A 20010-nucleotide genomic window follows, 5' to 3' on the forward strand; every position below is an offset into this window, starting at 1 on the left:
CTCCTGTCGTCGTTATAAAAATAGGAAAGTCCGTCCCTTGCCATCTGCCGCAGCAAGCCCAGGCGGCGTGGCAATCAGTTGCGGCAAAGGCTGTCGATGTCTCCCGACACTGGCACTTTGCCCTGCGCCAGCAAGCCGCGGTGCTTGTCTATGCGCTTCAAGTCGTACAGGTAATTCACCATCACCCCATACGATTGTTTCAGCCCCTTGGCAGAGGGGTCGCCCGCCCAGTTCAGGCGCTCCACGCGGGCCCCGTTGCCCAGGTGAAAGCGCGCCACGGCGTCCACCGGCTTGCCCTCTTGCATCTCGCGGCCCAGATAGTACGCCGCGCACTCCAGCAGCATCTGGCGCACGGGGGATTTGGCATCCAGCTCCAGTGGCTTGTCCAGCGCTGCCAGAAAGTGCGTGGGCTGTGGCGGCTCAAACCCCACCGCACGGCCCAGCTCGCTGCGGCGCTTGTCGTCCAGGCGCTCGAGCATCGCACCGGCATGCTTGCCCAGCCAGGCGCGAAAACCCGGAATGGGCGACAGCGTGGCAAAGGTGCGCAGCCGCGGAAACTCCTGCGTCAGCGTCTCCACCACATGCTTGATGAGCGAATCGCCAAAGCTCACGCCGCGCAGCCCCGTCTGCGTGTTGCTGATGGAATAAAAGATGGCCGTGGTGGCCTTGGCCAGGTCGGCCGGGGCAGCAGCCTCGTCCAATAGCGGCGTGATGCTGGACGAGATTTTGTCGACCAGCGCCACCTCCACAAAAATCAGCGGCTCGTTGGGCAGCCGGGGGTGGAAGAAGCCGTAGCAGCGGCGGTCGCTGTCCAGCCGGTTTTTCAGGTCGGCCCAGCTGCGAATGTCGTGCACCGCCTCGTACTTGATGAGCTTTTCAATCAGCGAAGCGGGCGAGTCCCACGACAGGCGGCGCAGCTCCAAAAATGCCACGTCAAACCAGGTCGAGAACAGGTGCTCCAGCTCGGCATCGAGCGCCAGCAAGCGCTTGTCGCTTTTGAGCAGCGGCAGCAGCTCAGCGCGCATGTCCACCAAAAAGCGCATGCCTTCGGGGAACACCGCAAACCGCTGCAGCAGCCGGGTGCGCGGCGACACCAGCGCGCGGCGCAGCGAGATTTCGGCCTGCCCCTCTTCGGCCGTGCCTGCGGCTGCCTCGTAGCGCTGGCGGGCCGATTTGAACTGCGTGGCATCGGGCGCAAACTGCTCGCACAGCAGCAGCCACATGTCGCGCCGCTCTTCGGCCTCGGCCGTGGCATACCACTCGGCCACGGCCTGGGCGCGGCGGCCACCTTCGAGCTCGCTCACCTGCGGGGCCACCACTTCCTGCAAGTCGGTCAGCAAGCGGCGCAGCGCACGGGGCGACAAGGCCTCTTGCCCCCGGCGCAGCGTGGCCTGCAGCCGCTCGTGGGTAGAGCGCGGCACCGCCACCTTGGCTACCACGTCGGTCACGCCGGATTTGTCGGTACTGGTGCGGACCTGCTTTTCAGGGCCTTTGCCGCCCTCTTTGGCTGCTGCAGGGGCGGCAGCGCGCAGACGGGAGACACTGCGGGAGATCCATTCGGCGGTGCTGTTCATGGTGTCAACCTCGATTGCTGGTTACGGGCCACATCGCGCAGCGCATCACGCTGGCGCAACAAATGGGAGCGCATGGCGTCTTCAGCAGCGGCACTGTTGCCCGCCTTGAGGGCGGCAAACACGGCCAGGTGCTCGGACAGGCTTTGTTGCAAGCGTCCTGGCGCATGCAACTGCTGCAGACGGGCCAGACGCAAAATCTTGCGCAAATCACCAATCACCTGAGCCAGCCAGCGGTTGTCCGCCAGGGTGATGAAGGCCTCATGGATGGCGTGATTGGTGACGTAGTAGTCGGTGATGCGGCCTTCGCTGGCGCACTGTTGCAGGCGCTGGTGCAAGGTCTCCAGCGCCGCCACATCGGCACTGCTGGCCTTTTGCGTGGCCTCGTGGGCGGCACGCCCTTCCAGCAAGGCGATCACGGGGAAGATCTCGTCCAGGTCGCGGTCCGTGACCTCGGCCACAAAACAGCCCCGGCGCGGCTCATGGCGCAGCAGCCCCTCGGCCACCAGAACCTTCAGGGCCTCGCGCAGCGGCGTGCGCGAAATCTCCAGCCGCTCGCACAGCGCAGCCTCGTCCAGAAAGCTGCCTGGCGGCAGTGCGCCACCAAAAATCTGCTCGCGCAGCCGCGAGGCGACTTCATCGTGCAGTGAATTGGGAACCGGGCGCATGGTGTGAAACCGCTCCTGAAAATGTGCGAAACCGCCTTGCCTGCGGAGTGCTGTTGCAGCCAGGACCACCGCCCTTTTCGCTGCCTACCACTCACTGCTCTACAAGCTTTTATCGCGTTGCAGGTGACTGTAATTTCTCATAATTACGCAAAATAACAAGGGGGAAACCCTGAGTTTTGGGGGCTGGGGATACACAAATTTAAGGGGTGCGGCCTGGGGGCAACACCTGGGCGGCGGGGCTGGGTGGTGGGGGCAGAGCGATGCCGGCTTGGCGGTGGGCGCTGCTGTGGCCCACGGGGTATTGGAATACCAACCAAAACAGTGCCTAGCGCTTTTGGAATAAGCGCTAGCAGCTATTAAATAGATAGCTAACTACAAATAGCGCTACAGCGGGCGATGTCCAAGGGGCAAGAGCCATGCACCCAGGAGTGAGGTACGGCAACGATCATGGGCGCGAGGGATACACCGCTTGGAATCTGAGCCAACACTTATCATCAGGCTCGCCGACTGCGCACCAACCCGACGTGTGCGCCTCAGCTCAAACATTAAATTGCAGAGATGTCTCGCCCCCCACCTCAAGTATCTTCCGCGCAGAAGCAAAATCTAGCCGTTCTTTCGCGGGCGCAATCACATGATGAAACCGCAAGACGCAAACTTGAAGCAATGGGTCAAGAGTTGGACCGGAGCTTCGCTGAAGCCAGGCAAGAATTCGATGGGCCCAAACGATACGGGCACTGGCTCGCCCGACTGGCCCTCATTCCAATTCTTGCCTTGGCAATTGGAATGGTCGTTGTTGTGGTGCTTGGCCTTTGGAATGGCGAAATCAAGGAACTTCAGAAACACAGCAAACTTTCTGTGACCCGGACTGACAATCCCATTGCGTACTGGGCGTCCGTGACTTATCACAGCGCCCTTGCATCGTTTATTACCTGGATTTCCGTAGTTGTGTTTCGAGCGTCGCGAATAGGACGGAAAAATGCCACTTAGCAGCTTGGGTTACGTGATCGGTGCCGCAGCCTACGGTGCCCTCGGCTTCGCGCTGACCAAGGGCTGGGCTGACTGGCTTCAGTAAACGGCAGCAGCACCCTGCTCGGTCAAAGAGTCGCCCCCGAAACGCCCCTGCAGCGATTTGCCGAGCCACACCTCCAAATACTCAACGCGCCTTGGGCGCGGGGCTGCCCCACCCGCGCCAAGTCAGCATCACCGCGCGACTCAGAACGAATACCGCTGAGTCACCCAGTTCTTCTTGCTGTTCTTGAAAGCGGAAAACACAAACAACGCGGTGACCAAGCCACCTGCCACCAAGGTCCCCGTGGGCCCCAGGGTGTGGGCGATGGTGTACAAGAACTCTTCCTTGCCCGCGTTTTTGCCGGTGCGCTGCACCGAGTCGCTGTGCAGAGACGAGACGATGTAATAAAACGCCGCCGTCAGCACCAGGCTGCAGACCGCCAGCACGATGGATTTGCCCGAGCGCTGGAAGAGGCCCGCTTGCACTTGCGCTTGCTGGCCCTTGCGGCCTAGCAGGGCTTGCACGCTGGCAACGATGCGCTGTTGTGCGGCCTCACTCAGGGCGTGCACCCCGATGTCGTCGCCCATGCCCTTGGCAGAGATGACGGTGGTGAACTTGGCGTCCTTGACGGCGTGCACCGAAGCGACCTTGTCCTTCTCGATCACGATGCCGTGCTCTCCCAGCTTGGCTTTGTCACCCTTGCCCAAGGTGGCCACGGCGTCTGGCGCCAGGGTTTTGAGGGTGCTGAAAAACACCGCTTTGTCTGACACGCCCACGACCCCACCATTCACTTCAATCATGCTGACTCCCTCGTTGTTAACTGTTTGATTTTTTTGGCCCCTGCATTGCGAGGCGGACACTGGCACGCCGTGGCGGCCCAGATTTCGATGGCGCAAGCAGCAGCAAAGACCGTGCCGACGGCGCCAGGATGCCTGGGCCGCTCAGCTGCGGTTGGGCCGATCAGCGCCGCATGCAACTCACTTGCGCCCCACCACCGGCTGGCGCTGCGCCCACACCCACAGCGCCACACCTGCGGCCACCATGGGCACGCACAGCCACTGGCCCATGCTCATGCCCAGTGACAACAGGCCCAGGAAGGCGTCGGGCTCGCGGAAATACTCGGCGATGAAGCGGAAGCTGCCGTAGCCCACCAAGAAGGCGGCGGCCACTTGGCCCTGTTTGCGCTCGCGCCGGGCATACAGCCACAGCAGCACAAAGAGCAGCAAGCCTTCCAGCAAGAATTGGTACACCTGCGAAGGGTGGCGGGGCTGCATGGAGCCGCTGTGCGCAAACACCATGCCCCAGGGCAGATCGGGGCTGGCAAAGCGGCCCCACAACTCGCCGTTGATGAAGTTACCCACACGCCCGGCGGCCAGCCCGGTGGGTACGCAAGGCGCTACAAAGTCGGCCACCTGCAGCCAGGGGCGTTTGCGGGAATGGGCAAACCACAGCATGGCTGCAATCACCCCCAGCAAGCCGCCGTGAAACGCCATGCCGCCCTGCCACACCGCAAAAATCTCTAGCGGGTGGGTGAGGTAGTAGCCAGGCTTGTAGAACAGGCAGTACCCCAGGCGCCCGCCGATGACGACACCGGCCACACCAAGGAAAAGGATGTCCTCGACATCCCGGCGCGTCCAGGCGCTGGGGCCGGTGATGGAGGCAAAGGGCTCGTGCCGCAGGCGGCGCGTGCCCAGAAACATGAACAGCCCAAACGCCACCAGGTAGGTGATGCCGTACCAGTGAATGGCGAGAGGGCCCAACTGCAGGGCAACGGGGTCGATGTGGGGGTAAGTCAGCATGGTGGGCGGTATTGTGCCCGCAACCCATGACGGGCTTGGCGTGGGGCCAAAGTGCCCTGCGCACCAAAACCCAGGGCGGCCCTGGGCACCCCAATGAGCGGGTTACATGCCAACTTTGGCATAATTGATAAGCATTCCTATTTGCATTCACACACCCGCTTCCGCCCATTTGCCAGTTTGCCCGTTTGTTGCCGTGCAAGAGCTTTACCTAGACCACCACCCCTGGCTGCAAAGCCTGCTGCGCAAGCGCCTGGGCAACCGGGAGGACGCGGCGGACCTGGCGCACGACACCTTTGTGCGAGTGATGCGCTCAGAGCTATCGCCCGCAGACCTGCGCGAGCCGCAGCGCTTTTTGGCGACGGTGGCGCGCGGGCTGGTGGCTGACCTGTTCCGGCGCCGCACGCTGGAGCAGGCCTACCTGGACTACCTGGCCGCCTTGCCCGAAGAGCAAGCCCCCTCCCCCGAGGACCAGGCGCAAGCCCAGCAGGCCCTGCTGGAGGTAGACACCCTGCTGCGCGCCCTGCCCACCAAGGTGCGGCAAGCGTTTTTGCTGGCGCAACTGGAAGAGTTGCCCTATGCCGAAATCGCCCAGCGCCTGGGCATATCGCACCGCACGGTGAGCAACTACCTGACCCGCGCCATGGAGCACTGCTGCCTGGCCCTGGCCTGACCCTGCCTGCCCGCATGAAATCCACCGCCACCCGCACCCCAGCCGAGCGCCAGGCCCTGCACGAGGCCGCCCGCTGGCACACCCGCCTGCACGACGAAGCCTCCACGCCCGAGGACCAGCAGGCCTGGCAGCACTGGCACAGCGCCCACGCCAGCCACCAGCAAGCCTGGCAAACGGTCCAAGCCGTGAGCCAGCGGCTGGCACGCATCCCCGCCCCGGTGGCCCTGCAGGCCCTGGCCCAGCCCCCACTGGCACGGCGCGCGGCGCTGCGGGGCGTGGCGCTGGGCCTGGGCGGGTGCGCGGCAACGTGGCTGGCGTGGCAAGCCAGCCCCTGGCAGGCACTGGGCGCCACGTACCACACCGCCACGGGCGAGCGCCAGCACCTGGGCCTGCCCGATGGCTCTGAGCTGGCGCTGGACACCGCCACGGCGGTGGACGAGCAGTTTGACGCACACGAGCGCAGGCTGCAGCTGCGCTCTGGCCGCATCCAGATCAGCACCCGGCCGGACTTGCACCAGCGCCCCTTCAGCGTGCAAACCCCGCAGGGCACCGTGCTGGCGCTGGGCACACAGTTCACCGTGCAGGTGCTGGACGCGGGGCACACCCGCGTGGCGGTGCAAGAAAAATCGGTACGCGTGCAGCCCACCCATGGCGAGGCGCGCCTGCTGGTGGCCGGGCAGCAGCTGGATTTTTCGTCTACCGAAGCCCTGCCACCCCAACCGGCCAACCTAGCGCAGGCCAGCTGGCGCAACGGCGGGATCATCGCCCTGGACATGCCCCTGGGCGAGCTGGTGCAGGAGCTGGCCCGCTACCGCCCCGGCTACCTGGGCTGCGCACCCGAGGTGGCGCACCTGCAAGTGTCTGGCGCGTTTGCGCTGGACCACACCGACCAGGCCCTGGCCGCACTGGCCGCCAGCTTTGCCGTGCAGGTGCACTACCGCACCCGGTACTGGGTGCGGGTAGAGGCAGCGTGAGCGGCTGATGCCCCTCGCCCACCACACACCAGCACGCTCCGCACCAAATTTGCTATTAATAACATAGCTTCCAGCGCTTGATATATAAGCGCTAGCTGCCTAAAACACCCATGATCTATGGAGCGATCCGCCTGACTTTTTGCCTTTAATTTGTAACAGCCTTTGCATGATCGGCGCCTCTCGTTCGGCATACCAGTGAAGCGAATTTTTTCCATCCCACCGAACCGAGGAAGCTCCATGTCCCGCACCCGAATGAACGGCGGCCACACCGCCCACCCCCACTTTGCACTGCACCCTATGGCCCGGGCGGCTCGCATTGCGGCGCTGAGCGCTGCTGCGTTGCTCACGCCCCTGGCCTACGCGCAGGGCAATGCCGCCACGGCAGAAGCCACGGGCACATCGGCCGCTGCCAAGTCCTTTGCGATTGAAGCGGGCCCCCTGGCCCAGGTGCTGGCGCAATACGCCCACGCCGCAGGCGTGACCCTGGCCTTTGACGCTGCGCAACTGGGCGGCGCCCGCTCTGGCGGCTTGCAAGGCAGCTATGGTGTGGACGCAGGCTTTGCAAAAGCGCTGGAAGGCACCGGCTGGCGCGCCGTGCGCGAGGGCAATGGCGCCTACGTGCTGCGCGGCACCGCAGCCCCCACCCAAAAGGCGGCGCTGGCAGAGGTGGTGGTGTCCGAAGAAGCCGAGGCCATTGGCGGCCTGCAAAAGACCTACTCGGGCGGCCAGTTTGCACGCGGGGGCGATCTGGGCATTTTGGGCAAAACCGATTTGATGAACGTGCCCTTCAGCACCACCAACTACACGGCCGAGCTGATTGAAAACCAGCAGGGCCTGACGGTGTCGGACGTGGTGATGAGCGATGCCTCGGTACGCACACTGCAGGCCCGGGGCGGCTTTGGTGACGACTTTCAGATTCGCGGCTTTGCCGTGTCGCCGCGCGACGTCAGCATGAACGGCCTGTTTGGCCTGACACCGTCCACCCGCATCCCGCTGGAGATGATCGAGCGCGTGGAGGTGCTCAAGGGCCCCGGCTCGCTCACCAACGGCATTGGCCCCAGCGGCAGCGTGGGCGGCAGCATCAACGTGGTGACCAAGCGCGCGAGCGATGTGCCGCTGACGCGCCTGACCACCACCTACATGGGCAAGGCCCAGCTGGGCACCCACCTGGATGTGGGCCGCCGCTTTGGCGAAGACAACCAGTGGGGCGTGCGCGCCAATGGCGTGTGGCGCAATGGCGAGGGCAACATCGACGGCGGCCGCCAGCGCCTGGGGCTGGGCTCGCTGGGGGTGGACTACGCCGGTGCCGGCCTGCGCTGGTCGATGGACGCGCTGACCAGCAGCGGCAAGACGACCGAGTTCCGCGCACAAAGCGCCTTCCTGGCAGGCATCACCCAAGTGCCTGCGGTGCCCGATAACCGCACCACGCTATACCCCGGCACTGAGCTGACGGACAAGGCCAAGACCGTGATCTCGCGCCTGGAATACGACATCAACGACCGCACCACGGCCTATGGCGCCGTGGGCTACAGCGACGTGACGAGCAACCAGAACTTCCCCACTGCCATGCGCCGCATCGATGCGCTGGGCAACTTCACCGTGGCCAACGGCTATTACGACGAATACAACAAGACGACCTCCGCCGACGTGGGCCTGCGCACAAAGTTCAAGACAGGCGATGTGGGCCACACGCTGGTGCTGTCGGCCAACAGCATGGCGCGCGAAAGCGGCTACTTCTACCAGCTGACCTCGGCAACGGTAGCCTCCAACATCTACCGCCCCGCGGCCCTGCCCGCCATTGACTTTGTGCGTGGTGCGCCCAGCAAGACGGCAGACCTGTCGCAGTCCAGCATTGCGGTGGCTGACACCCTCGCGTTCTTCAACAACCGCTTTTTGGCCACGCTGGGCCTGCGTGACCAGACCATTCACCAAAAGAGCGTGAATGGCTCCACGCCCTACAAGGCCAGCACCGTGACGCCACTGGTGGGGTTGGTGCTCAAGCCGCAAAAGAACATCTCGGTGTATGGCAACTACACGGCAGGCTTGGCTGCTGGGGGCATTGCGGGCGCCAGCACCGCCAACCAGGGCGAGGTGTTTGCACCGCAAAAGACCAAGCAATACGAAGTGGGCGTGAAGGCCGACTGGGGCAGCCTGACCACCCAGGCGGCCTTGTACCAAATCACCAAGCCCAATGCGTTGACCGACCCCATCACCAACATCTACAGCTACGGCGGCGAGCAGCGCAACCGGGGCCTGGAGCTGACGGCGTATGGCGAAATCCAGCGCGGCCTGCGGGCCATGGCCAGCGCCGCGTTCAACGATGCCAAGATGGCCAAAACCCAGGGCGGCGTGAACCAAGGCAAGGATGCCACCGGCGTGCCCGACCACACCTTCAACCTGGGCCTGGACTGGGACACCCCCTGGGTGCAGGGCCTGAGCCTGAACGGCCGCGTGATCAATACCTCGGCCATGTACTACGACGCCGCCAACACCTTGCGCATGCCCGCATGGACGCGGGTGGACATTGGCGCGCGCTACGCCACCAAGGTGGCAGGCAAGGCCGTGGTGTTCCGCGCCAATCTGGAGAACGTGGCCGACAAGGCCTACTGGGTGACGGCATCGGGCTACGTGACGGTGGGCGCGCCGCGCACGCTGATGCTGTCGGCCGCCATCGACTTCTAAGCCTGTAACGCAGGTCTGCGCGAGCGGCCTCCGCCCATCCACCAGAAACAGCCGGTGGATGGGCAAAGGGCTTAACGCAAGCGCTAATGATGACGGTTCGCATGCAGAGTGACATACGGGGTTATGACCCGGAACCCGTTCCAGGCGCGCGATACTCGCCGCCTCAGAAGAACGGAATGCACCATGCAGGGAAACCCACAAGTCATCGAATATTTCAAAAACCTGCTGCGCGGCGAGCTGGCTGCGCGTGACCAGTATTTCATCCACTCGCGTATTTACGAAGACCAAGGCCTGGTGAAGATGTACACCCGCCTGGACCATGAAATGCAGGAAGAAACCCAGCACGCCGACGCGCTGCTGCGCCGCATCCTCTTTTTGGGCGGCATGCCTGACATGCGCCCCAACCCCTTCACCCCCGGCACCACGGTGGTGGAGATGCTGCAAAAAGACCTGGCCGTGGAATACGAAGTGCGCGATGCCCTGCAAAAAGGCATGCAACTGTGCGAGAGCGTGCGCGACTACGTGAGCCGCGACCTGCTGCTGGCCCAACTGCGCGACACCGAGGAAGACCACGCCTACTGGCTGGAAAAGCAACTGGGCCTGATCGAGAAAATGGGCTTGCCGAACTACCTGCAAAGCCAGTCGCAGCCTGCCGCCTGAATGGCCTGAGCAAAGGGGGCACCCAGCCCCATTCGCAGGTTTTACTCAAATCAGGCTCTAGCGCAATCCAATCAAGCGCAACCAGCTATCAAATCAATAGCAAAACCATAAAAAAAGCCGCCATGCATTGCTGCCTGGCGGCTTTTTTGTTCTGGGCTACTCGTTCAACCAAAGCGCCACCTGGATGCCGCAGCACGGGTGGCGATGGCCAGTGCGGATCGACTTTTCAGTCGCCCCAATCAATCGTCGAGCAAAGACAGATCGCGCACCGCGCCCTTGTCGGCCGACATGACCAGCTTGGCATAGGCCTTGAGCGCCGCAGACACCTTGCGGGGGCGTGGCTGCGCGGGCTTCCAGCCCTTGGCGTCCTGCTCCACGCGGCGCTGGGCCAGTTCTTCGTCAGACACCAGCACGTTGATGCTGCGGTTGGGAATGTCGATGCGGATGCGGTCGCCGTTCTTCACCAAGCCAATGGCGCCACCAGCGGCCGCTTCGGGCGAGGCGTGGCCAATGGACAGGCCCGAGGTGCCGCCCGAGAAGCGGCCGTCGGTCAGCAGCGCACAGGCTTTGCCCAGGCCCTTGGACTTGATGTACGAAGTGGGGTACAGCATCTCTTGCATGCCAGGGCCGCCCTTGGGGCCTTCGTAGCGCACGATGACGACATCGCCCGCCTTGACCTTGTCGGCCAGGATGTTGGCCACGGCTTCGTCCTGCGACTCCACCACATGGGCGGGGCCTTCAAACACCAGCAGGCTGTCGTCCACGCCTGCGGTCTTGACCACGCAGCCGTTCAGGGCAATGTTGCCGACCAGCACGGCCAAACCGCCTTCTTTGCTGAAGGCATGCTCGATCGAGCGGATGCAGCCCTCAGAGCGGTCTGTGTCCAGGCTGGGCCAGCGTGCGGCTTGGCTGAATGCGACTTGCGTAGGGATGCCGCCAGGGCCGGCCATGTAGAAGGTCTTGACCGTGTCGGACGGGTTGCGGGCAATGTCCCACTGGTCCAGCGCGTCTTTCATGGTCTTGCTGTGCACGGTGGGCACGTCGGTGTGTAAACGGCCTGCGCGGTCCAGCTCGCCCAAAATACCCATGATGCCGCCCGCACGGTGGACGTCTTCAATGTGGTACTTGTTGGTGTTGGGCGCGACCTTGCACAGCTGCGGCACGATCTTGGACATGCGGTCAATGTCGGCCATCGTGAAGTCGATTTCGGCCTCTTGCGCAATGGCGAGAATGTGCAGGATGGTGTTGGTGGAGCCGCCCATGGCGATATCCAATGCAATCGCATTCTCAAACGCCTTGAAGCCCATGGAGCGCGGCAGGATGCTGCTGTCGTCTTCTTCGTAGTAGCGCTTGCACAGCTCTACCACCAGGTGCCCAGCGCGCTTGAACAGTTGCTCGCGGTCGGCATGCGTGGCCACCACAGTGCCATTGCCGGGCAGGGACAAGCCCAAGGCTTCGGTCAGGCAGTTCATGGAGTTGGCGGTGAACATGCCAGAGCAGGAACCGCAGGTGGGGCACGCAGAGCGCTCTACCTCGGCCACATCGGCGTCGCTGACCTTGTCGTCGGCGGCCATCACCATGGCGTCGATCAAATCGAGCTTCTTGAACTCAATCTTCTGGGTCGTGGGGTTGAGCAACTTGACCTTGCCAGCCTCCATCGGGCCGCCCGAGACGAACACCACCGGAATATTCAACCGCATGGCGGCCATCAGCATGCCGGGGGTGATCTTGTCGCAGTTGGAGATGCACACCATGGCATCGGCGCAGTGCGCGTTGACCATGTATTCCACCGAATCCGCAATGATGTCGCGGCTGGGCAGCGAGTACAGCATGCCGTCGTGGCCCATCGCAATGCCATCGTCCACGGCGATGGTGTTGAACTCTTTGGCCACACCGCCCGCCGCCTCGATCTCACGCGCCACCAGCTGGCCCAGGTCCTTGAGGTGGACATGGCCGGGCACAAACTGTGTGAACGAGTTGACCACCGCAATGATCGGCTTGCTGAAGTCGTCGTCCTTCATGCCGGTGGCACGCCACAGCGAGCGGGCACCAGCCATGTTGCGACCAGCGGTGGAGGTTTTGGAGCGGTAAGCGGGCATCGTGATGTCGGTTGAAGTGTTGGTAGAGGGAAGCCGAAGCCAGGAGGCGGCGGGCGAATTATCCTCCAGCACAACCAACAGCACCGGCGGCAGGGGCGATCGCTAACCCTGAGCCTTTGGGTGTTTCAGGCGCAGGGGCTGAGCGAGCCAGCCCCTGCCCTTGTCGAATTACCTGGGCTTGCGCGGACGCATGCCCAAGGCTTCTTTGTTTTTATTGATGCGCTCTTTCTTGCGCTCGTCCATTTTTTCCATGGCTTTGCGCTTGGTGTAGCCTGTGGCATCGGCCCACCACCACCACGCCGCAGTAGCGCCGAAAGAACCCACAATCACCCACCAGGACCAGGTGGCCACGGGCCCGATCTCCAGATACTTGAGTAACAGCAACAGCAGCGAAACGCCTAAAAGATACATAGCAAGCTCCCCCAAAAGATGCGATTTGCGTTCCTTGACCGAGGACAAATTTTGGTCAACCCACGTCACTACAATCGCGTTGAAAGAACTGTAACCCAACCACAGGAAAACCCACCATGAAACGTGCCCTGATCACCATCGCCATGACGCTTGCCGTTGCAGCCCCCGCCATGGCCGACCAAGCCCTGGCCACTTCCAAGAACTGCATGGCCTGCCACGCTGTCGACAAGAAGCTGGTGGGTCCTTCCTACAAAGATGTCGCTGCCAAGTACGCTGGCCAGAAAGACGCTGTAGACAAGCTGGCCGCCAAGATCATCAAGGGTGGCTCTGGCGTGTGGGGCCCCGTGCCCATGCCCGCCAACGCCCAAGTCAATGAAGCAGAAGCCAAGAAGCTGGCTGCCTGGGTTCTGACGCTGAAGTAAGCCCCGTGGTCCTGCCGTGGGGCTTATCCCACGCAGCAAAAAGCCGCACACCGTCAAGGTTGTGCGGCTTTTTGCTTTGCAGGCCGTGCGCTTTGGCCTGCGCCCGCTTACTCCGTCGCGCCTGGCCCGCCAACCAAGCGCTGCTCCAGTTGTCCCACGTAGGCCGCAGTGGTGTTGTCCGACTCTTGCGCACGCGCAGCCAGGCGGGTTTCCAGGCTGTCGAGCCGTGCCATCACAGTGGTGTGCCCTTGTGCGTGCTGGTTTTCTAAAAACGCACGCAACTCGGTAAACCGAGAGGCTTCCGCCTTGTCTGCCAGTTCGCGCTGCGCTTGCATCTCTTTGGTGTGGCGGCGGGTCTCCAGCAATACCGAGCCCTGAAGCGACAGCACGTACGCCACCAGCAGCACACCCAGCAACGAGGTCAGCCCCAGCATGAGCAAACCCAGCGGGGCATCGAAAGTGGCCAACCCCACAGACACGGCAGAAACGACCGAAAGAGCCTCCCAGTTGAGCGCAGCCAGACTGGTAATGGCCACGATGATGAAGAGCAGCACGGTAGAAAGCATTTTCACGGTAAGTCCTTTCAATGCGAGAAGTGTGCCTGCCGCCCCCGGCGGCGGGCATGACAAGCCATGGCGCATGGTTGCACGCCGCCCGGCACAGAGGGGCAAAGCGCTTTCGCATGATTTTTGCCAATGCGAAGACTGGGTTTGCTACCACTTGCGCGGATGACTCCACGCTGGCGGGCGGGCTCTATCGCGGCATCCTACCGTGCCTGCGGGCAAGGCTTGGCAAAGCAATGTATCTGCCAAGGGCATAAAAAAAGCGCCTGATGCGCAGGCGCTTTTGAAGGGTGTGCCCCAAAGGTCAGTTGGTCTGCGACCGTTGGTCCAGGATGGCCGGGTTCTGAGGCCACGTCACATCGCTGCGCGATATGAGTGTCCCCAAACCCCGCAAGCGCTCCGCGCTGGCGCCGCTCCACGGCGCCTTCTCGATCAATTGGCCTTGGCCAATTGATCGAGGATTGCGGGGTTTTCCAGCGTGCTGGTGTCCTGGGTGATGGCCTCGCCCTTGGCGATGCTGCGCAGCAAGCGGCGCATGATCTTGCCGCTGCGGGTCTTGGGCAGGTTGTCGCCAAAGCGGATGTCCTTGGGCTTGGCAATGGGGCCGATTTCCTTGGCCACCCAGTTGCGCAGCTCGTTGGCGATCTGCTTGGCTTCTTCGCCAGTGGGGCGCGAGCGCTTGAGCACCACGAAGGCGCAGATGGCCTCACCGGTCACATCGTCGGGGCGGCCCACCACGGCGGCTTCGGCCACCAAGTCGGTCTTTGCCACCAAGGCGGATTCGATCTCCATCGTGCCCATGCGGTGGCCCGACACGTTCAGCACATCATCGATGCGGCCGGTGATGCGGAAGTAGCCGCGGTCAGCACTGCGCACCGCGCCATCGCCCGCCAGGTAGTAGCCCTTGAGTTCTTCGGGGAAGTAGCTCTTCTTGAAGCGCTCGGGGTCGTTCCAGATGGTGCGGATCATGCTGGGCCAGGGGCGCTTGATCACCAGGATGCCACCCGCGCCGTTGGGTACGTCGTTGCCCATTTCGTCCACGATGGCTGCGGTGATGCCGGGCAAAGGCAGCGTGCAGCTACCAGGCACCAGTGGCGTGGCGCCAGGCAGCGGGGTGATGACGTGGCCACCCGTTTCGGTCTGCCAGAAGGTGTCCACGATGGGGCAACGCTCGCCGCCCACGTTCTTGTGGTACCACATCCAGGCTTCGGGGTTGATGGGCTCGCCCACGCTGCCCAAGATGCGCAGGCTCGACAGGTCGGAGCGCGCGGGGTGCACAGCCTCATCGGCCTCAGCCGCCTTGATGAGCGAGCGGATGGCGGTGGGGGCGGTGTAGAAGATCGTGCACTTGTGGCGCTCGATCATCTGCCAGAAGCGACCCGCGTTCGGGAAGGTGGGGATGCCTTCGAAGATGATCTGTGTGGCGCCTGCGGCCAGCGGGCCGTAGGCGACGTAGGTGTGGCCCGTGATCCAGCCGATGTCGGCCGTGCACCAGAACACGTCGTCTGCGCGCAGGTCAAACGTCCAGTCCATGGTCATCTTGGCCCACAGCAGGTAGCCGCCGGTGCTGTGCTGCACGCCCTTGGGCTTGCCGGTGGAGCCACTGGTGTAGAGGATGAACAGCGGGTGCTCGGCCCCCACGGCCACGGGCGCGCATTCGGTGCTTTGGCCCGCCAGTGCTTCAGCAAAGGTCTTGTCACGGCCTGCCACCATGTTGCACGCCGTGGCGGTGCGCTGGTACACGAACACGTTGCGGATGGTGTCGCAGCCGCCCATGGCCAGAGCTTCGTCAATGATGGACTTGAGCGGCAGCTCCTTGCCACCACGCATCTGGTAGTTGGCAGTGATGACGGCCACGGCACCGGCATCGATGATGCGCTCGTGCACGGCCTTGGCGCTGAAGCCGCCAAACACCACGCTGTGCGTAGCGCCGATGCGGGCACAGGCCTGCATGGCGATCACGCCCTCAATGGTCATGGGCATGTAGATCAGCACGCGGTCGCCCTTGGCCACGCCGTGGGCCTTGAGCGCGTTGGCGAACTGGCTCACGCGGGCCAGCAGCTCTTTGTAGGTGATCTTGGTGACGGTGCCGTCATCGGCTTCGAAGACGATGGCCGTCTTGTTTTCCGTGGGCGTGCCGATGTGCTTGTCTAGGCAGTTGACGCTGGCGTTCAGCTCGCCGTCGTCAAACCAGCGGAAAAACGGGGCGTTGGACTCGTCCAGCGTGCGGGTGAAGGGCTTTGACCATTGCACGTTGGCACGTGCCTGCTTGGCCCAGAAGCCTTCGAAATCGGTTTCGGCCTCTTTGCACAGTGCCTCATACCCGGCCATGCCGGAAATGCGCGCCGCCTTGACGATGACGTCGGATGGTGGAAACACGCGGTTTTCAACCAACACAGACTCGATCGCGGATGTTGTTGCACTCATGGTGTTGTCTCCTGGGTCATTGGAATAGGAATTGGCAGCTACTGTCTTCTGCCGCACTTACATGCTACTGACTCGCCGGGGCCTATCCGGCTTGGGGTTAGCCCTTGGTTGTGAAGGCTGTCACGGCTCGCCCCTAGAATCGCGCGTTTTCCCGTCGCCCCTTTTTCTATTACCTATCGCAGGCACGCATGTCCCATCCCAAGCCCAAAACCAGCGCTCCGCTGCGCCCCCTGCCCTCGCTCATTTTCGCCAGCCGCTGGCTGCAGCTGCCGCTGTACCTGGGGTTGATTCTGGCGCAGGCGGTGTACGTCTTTCACTTCTGGGTGGAGCTGGTCCATCTGGTGGAAGCCGCCTTCGGCAACAAAGCAGCCCTGCAGCAGCTGGTCACCAGCATTGGCTACAAGAGTGACTTTGAGGTCATGGCACTCAACGAGACCATCATCATGCTGGTGGTACTGGCATTGATTGACGTGGTGATGATCTCCAACCTGCTCATCATGGTGATTGTGGGTGGCTACGAGACTTTTGTATCCCGCTTGCACCTGGAAGAGCACCCAGACCAGCCTGAATGGCTGAGCCACGTGAACGCCTCCGTGCTCAAAGTGAAGCTGGCCACTGCGATCATCGGCATCAGCTCCATTCACCTGCTCAAGACCTTCATCAATGCGGCCAACTACGACCTCAAGGTGCTGATGTGGCAGACCATCATCCACGTGGTCTTCTTGCTGAGCGCCCTGGCGATTGCGCTGACCGACCGGCTGATGTCCCACCCCAGCGACTCCCACTGAGCCGCCAGCACCCCGCCGCCGCGCAAGCCCAGCGCCCGGCGGGGCGATGGAGTGCACTGCGCACCGCATAGCGGCATCAGACCATGCTGCGCGGCACCACCCAGGCATCAAACTCCTCAGCCGTCACATGGCCAGAGGCCAGCGCGGCCTCTCGCAAACTGATCCCCTCTTTGTGTGCCGTCTTGGCAATGGCGGCAGCCTTGTCGTAACCGATGTGGGGGTTGAGCGCGGTCACCAGCATCAGCGACTGCTCGACCAGCGCTTCAATCCGGTCATGGTTGGGCTCAATGCCCGAGGCACAGTGCTTGTCAAAACTGACCATGCCGTCTGCCAGCAGGCGAACACTCTGCAAAAAGTTGTGGATCACCATGGGCCGGAACACGTTGAGCTCGAAATTGCCCGAGGCCCCGCCCACCCCAACCGCCACATCGTTGCCCATGACCTGGGCGCACAGCATGGTCATGGCTTCGCACTGGGTCGGGTTGACCTTGCCCGGCATGATGGACGAACCCGGCTCGTTTTCCGGGATAGTGATCTCGCCCAGCCCGCTGCGCGGACCACTGGCCAGCCAACGCACGTCGTTGGCAATCTTCATCAGGCTGGCCGCAAGCCCCTTGAGCGCACCATGGGCATGCACCAAGGCATCGCAGCTGGCCAGGGCTTCGAACTTGTTCGGGGCCGTCACCAGGTTCAACCCGGTCAGGTCGGCCAGCTCTTTGGCCACCGCCTGGGCATAGCCCGCAGGCGCATTCAAACCCGTGCCCACGGCCGTGCCGCCCAAGGCCAGCTCACACAAATGGGGCATGGCGGCGCGAACATGGTGCTCGGAATGCTCCAGCTGCGCCACCCAACCCGAGACTTCTTGCCCCAAAGTCAGCGGGGTTGCATCCTGCAAGTGCGTGCGGCCAATTTTCACGATGTCCGCAAACGCCTCGGCCTTGGCGGCCAACGTCATGCGCAACGCATGCAGGGCCGGCAGCAGTTTGTGGGTCAGTGCATCCACAGCCGCCAGGTGCATGGCGGTAGGAAAGACATCGTTGCTCGACTGGCTCTTGTTCACATCGTCGTTGGGGTGCACCAGCCGCCCCTCCCCACGCGGGCCGCTGAGCAACTCACTCGCCCGGTTGGCCAGCACCTCATTCATGTTCATGTTCGTCTGGGTGCCCGACCCGGTTTGCCACACCACAAGAGGAAACTCCTCTTCATGCGCACCGGCCATCACTTCATCGCACGCGGCCACGATGGCCGTGGTGCGGGTGGCATCCAGCAAACCCAGGCTGTGGTTCACATACGCACTGGCACGTTTGACCTGGGCCAGAGCCCGGATGAGCTCGGGGGCCATGCGCTCGCCCGAGATGGCAAAGTGCTGTAAAGAGCGTTGTGTTTGCGCCCCCCACAACCGCCGCGCAGGCACGTCGATGGGGCCAAATGTGTCGCGCTCTGTGCGGTAGGCCGATGCTTTGTCGTTTTGCAGTGTCATGTGCGTGATCCTGGCTTACAAGTAAAGGACGGCACCCAGCATAACCAGTCCATTGCATGGCGCACAAGCCCGTGCCTCAAAGCGGGCACGCAAGCCGCCAGATAACCCTGACAGAACCACGCAAGCCCGCAGAGGGATAATCGAAGGCTGTCGATTTCATCCCCACAAACTTCCCGCCATGACCACGACATCCATTCGCCAAGAAGACCTGATCGAATCCATTGCTGGCGCACTGCAGTACATCAGCTACTACCACCCCACCGACTACATCGCCCACCTGGCCCGCGCTTACGAGCGCGAGAAGAGCCCGGCGGCCAAGGATGCGATCGCCCAGATCCTCACCAACAGCAAGATGAGCGCCACTGGCCAGCGCCCTATCTGCCAGGACACGGGCATCGTCAACGTGTTCCTGAAAGTGGGCATGGACGTGCGCTGGGAAGGCTTCACCGGCAGCCTGGACGACGCCATCAACGAAGGCGTGCGCCGTGGCTACAACCACCCCGACAACACCCTGCGCGCCTCGGTCGTGGCCGATCCGCAGTTCGCCCGCAAGAACACCAAGGACAACACCCCCGCCGTGATCTTCACCGAGATCGTGCCCGGCAACACCGTGGACATCACCGTGGCGGCTAAGGGCGGCGGCTCGGAGAACAAGTCCAAGATGTACATGCTCAACCCCGGCGACAACGTGGTGGACTGGGTGCTCAAGACCGTGCCCACCATGGGCGCTGGCTGGTGCCCGCCCGGCATGCTGGGCATCGGCATTGGCGGTACGGCCGAAAAGGCCGTGCTCATGGCCAAGGAAAGCCTGATGGACGACCTGGACATGTACGAACTGCAAGCCAAGGCCGAAGCCGCCAAGACCGGCGGCCCCGCGCTCGACAAGGTTGAAGAGCTGCGCCTGGAGCTGTTTGAAAAGGTCAACGCCCTGGGCATTGGCGCGCAAGGCCTGGGCGGCCTGACCACGGTGCTGGACGTCAAGATCAAGATGTACCCCACGCACGCAGCCAGCAAGCCGATTGCGATGATCCCCAACTGCGCCGCCACACGCCACGCGCACTTCGTGATGGACGGCTCTGGCCCCGTGTACCTCACACCCCCCAGCCTGGACCTGTGGCCCAACGTGAACTGGGCGCCTGACTACAACAAGAGCAAGAAGGTCAACCTCGACACGCTGACCAAGGAAGAAGTGGCCAGCTGGAAGCCCGGCGACACGCTGCTGCTCAACGGCAAGATGCTCACGGGCCGCGATGCTGCACACAAGCGCATCCAGGACATGCTGGCCAAGGGCGAGAAGCTGCCCGTGGACTTCACCAACCGCATCATTTACTACGTGGGCCCCGTGGACCCGGTGAAGAACGAGGCCGTGGGCCCCGCAGGCCCCACCACCGCCACGCGCATGGATGGCTTCACCGAGATGATGCTGGCCCAGACCGGCCTGATCGCCATGGTGGGCAAGGCCGAGCGCGGCCCGGTCGCCATCGAGGCCATCAAGAAGCACCACAGCGCCTACCTCATGGCCGTGGGCGGCGCCGCCTACCTGGTCAGCAAGGCCATCAAGACCGCCAAGGTCGTGGGCTTTGCCGACCTGGGCATGGAAGCCATCTATGAATTTGACGTGGTGGACATGCCCGTGACCGTGGCCGTGGACGCCGGTGGCACCAGTGCCCACATCACGGGCCCAGCTGAATGGCAAAAGCGCATCGCCTCGGGCGAGTTCAAAGGCATTGAAGTAGCCGCCGCCTGATGCTTGGGGTCACCACCGGGGCACGGCTGTACTGCGAGCC

General features: G+C 63.1%; 17 protein-coding genes. 8 read left to right on the plus strand and 9 right to left on the minus strand.

The window, feature by feature from the left end; translation table 11 throughout:
* Positions 1-74: 74 nt before the first annotated feature.
* Positions 75-1574, minus strand: coding sequence for a malonyl-CoA decarboxylase (locus CLU86_RS09725; protein WP_099741477.1), 1500 nt, complete (start codon positions 1572-1574; stop codon positions 75-77).
* Complete coding sequence (locus CLU86_RS09730; protein ID WP_099741478.1) at positions 1571-2239, minus strand: GntR family transcriptional regulator; 669 nt, start codon at positions 2237-2239, stop codon at positions 1571-1573. The genes CLU86_RS09725 and CLU86_RS09730 overlap by 4 nt, the downstream gene beginning before the upstream one ends.
* Before the next feature lie 558 nt (positions 2240-2797).
* Between CLU86_RS09730 and CLU86_RS22625 the strand changes: the two genes are divergently transcribed.
* A complete protein-coding gene (locus CLU86_RS22625; protein WP_143226694.1) occupies positions 2798-3226 on the plus strand; it encodes a hypothetical protein in 429 nt (142 codons plus the stop codon).
* Positions 3227-3451: 225 nt separating this feature from the next.
* Here CLU86_RS22625 and CLU86_RS09740 read toward each other — a convergent pair whose 3' ends face one another.
* A complete protein-coding gene (locus tag CLU86_RS09740; protein ID WP_099741480.1) occupies positions 3452-4048 on the minus strand; it encodes a hypothetical protein in 597 nt (198 codons plus the stop codon).
* A 177-nt stretch (positions 4049-4225) separates the two neighbouring features.
* Positions 4226-5047, minus strand: coding sequence for a prolipoprotein diacylglyceryl transferase (gene lgt, locus CLU86_RS09745; protein WP_099741481.1), 822 nt, complete (start codon positions 5045-5047; stop codon positions 4226-4228).
* 193 nt (positions 5048-5240) lie between these two features.
* Between lgt and CLU86_RS09750 the strand changes: the two genes are divergently transcribed.
* The 4 genes from CLU86_RS09750 (at position 5241) to bfr (ending at position 10033) form a co-directional block, all read left to right on the plus strand.
* A complete protein-coding gene (locus CLU86_RS09750) occupies positions 5241-5717 on the plus strand; it encodes a sigma-70 family RNA polymerase sigma factor (RefSeq protein ID WP_099741482.1) in 477 nt (158 codons plus the stop codon).
* A gap of 14 nt (positions 5718-5731) precedes the next feature.
* On the plus strand, positions 5732-6691 hold the full coding sequence (locus CLU86_RS09755) for a FecR domain-containing protein (RefSeq protein ID WP_099741483.1): 960 nt from the start codon (positions 5732-5734) through the stop codon (positions 6689-6691).
* A 237-nt stretch (positions 6692-6928) separates the two neighbouring features.
* A complete protein-coding gene (locus CLU86_RS09760; protein WP_233194916.1) occupies positions 6929-9373 on the plus strand; it encodes a TonB-dependent receptor in 2445 nt (814 codons plus the stop codon).
* 183 nt (positions 9374-9556) lie between these two features.
* Positions 9557-10033: a bacterioferritin gene (gene bfr / locus CLU86_RS09765; RefSeq protein ID WP_099655877.1), complete on the plus strand. Its 477-nt coding sequence runs from the start codon at positions 9557-9559 to the stop codon at positions 10031-10033.
* A gap of 239 nt (positions 10034-10272) precedes the next feature.
* Here bfr and ilvD read toward each other — a convergent pair whose 3' ends face one another.
* Both ilvD and CLU86_RS09775 read right to left on the minus strand, forming a co-directional pair.
* Positions 10273-12132 (minus strand): dihydroxy-acid dehydratase, encoded by a 1860-nt coding sequence (gene ilvD / locus CLU86_RS09770; RefSeq protein ID WP_099655878.1) that lies wholly within the window; start codon positions 12130-12132, stop codon positions 10273-10275.
* A 168-nt stretch (positions 12133-12300) separates the two neighbouring features.
* Complete coding sequence (locus tag CLU86_RS09775) at positions 12301-12543, minus strand: TIGR04438 family Trp-rich protein (protein WP_099655879.1); 243 nt, start codon at positions 12541-12543, stop codon at positions 12301-12303.
* 116 nt (positions 12544-12659) lie between these two features.
* Here CLU86_RS09775 and CLU86_RS09780 point away from each other — a divergent pair, with 116 nt between their 5' ends.
* Positions 12660-12965, plus strand: a complete 306-nt coding sequence (locus tag CLU86_RS09780; protein WP_099655880.1) for a c-type cytochrome — start codon at positions 12660-12662, stop codon at positions 12963-12965.
* 107 nt (positions 12966-13072) lie between these two features.
* On the opposite strand, the gene CLU86_RS09785 is transcribed toward CLU86_RS09780, so the two are convergent.
* Together CLU86_RS09785 and acs are read right to left on the minus strand one after the other, a co-directional pair.
* Positions 13073-13531, minus strand: a complete 459-nt coding sequence (locus CLU86_RS09785; RefSeq protein WP_369803875.1) for a LapA family protein — start codon at positions 13529-13531, stop codon at positions 13073-13075.
* A gap of 429 nt (positions 13532-13960) precedes the next feature.
* On the minus strand, positions 13961-15955 hold the full coding sequence (gene acs, locus CLU86_RS09790; protein ID WP_099741484.1) for an acetate--CoA ligase: 1995 nt from the start codon (positions 15953-15955) through the stop codon (positions 13961-13963).
* Between the two features lie 188 nt (positions 15956-16143).
* On the opposite strand from acs, the gene CLU86_RS09795 reads away from it, so the two are divergent.
* The gene (locus tag CLU86_RS09795; RefSeq protein WP_099655883.1) at positions 16144-16743 is read left to right on the plus strand and encodes a TIGR00645 family protein; all 600 of its coding nucleotides are present in this window, start codon (positions 16144-16146) and stop codon (positions 16741-16743) included.
* A 76-nt stretch (positions 16744-16819) separates the two neighbouring features.
* On the opposite strand, the gene fumC is transcribed toward CLU86_RS09795, so the two are convergent.
* Complete coding sequence (gene fumC / locus CLU86_RS09800) at positions 16820-18223, minus strand: class II fumarate hydratase (protein WP_099741485.1); 1404 nt, start codon at positions 18221-18223, stop codon at positions 16820-16822.
* A gap of 178 nt (positions 18224-18401) precedes the next feature.
* Here fumC and CLU86_RS09805 point away from each other — a divergent pair, with 178 nt between their 5' ends.
* A complete protein-coding gene (locus tag CLU86_RS09805; RefSeq protein ID WP_099741486.1) occupies positions 18402-19970 on the plus strand; it encodes a fumarate hydratase in 1569 nt (522 codons plus the stop codon).
* Positions 19971-20010: the final 40 nt, after the last annotated feature.

The organism is Acidovorax sp. 62 (genome assembly GCF_002754495.1).
Taxonomy (GTDB): Bacteria; Pseudomonadota; Gammaproteobacteria; order Burkholderiales; family Burkholderiaceae_C; genus Acidovorax.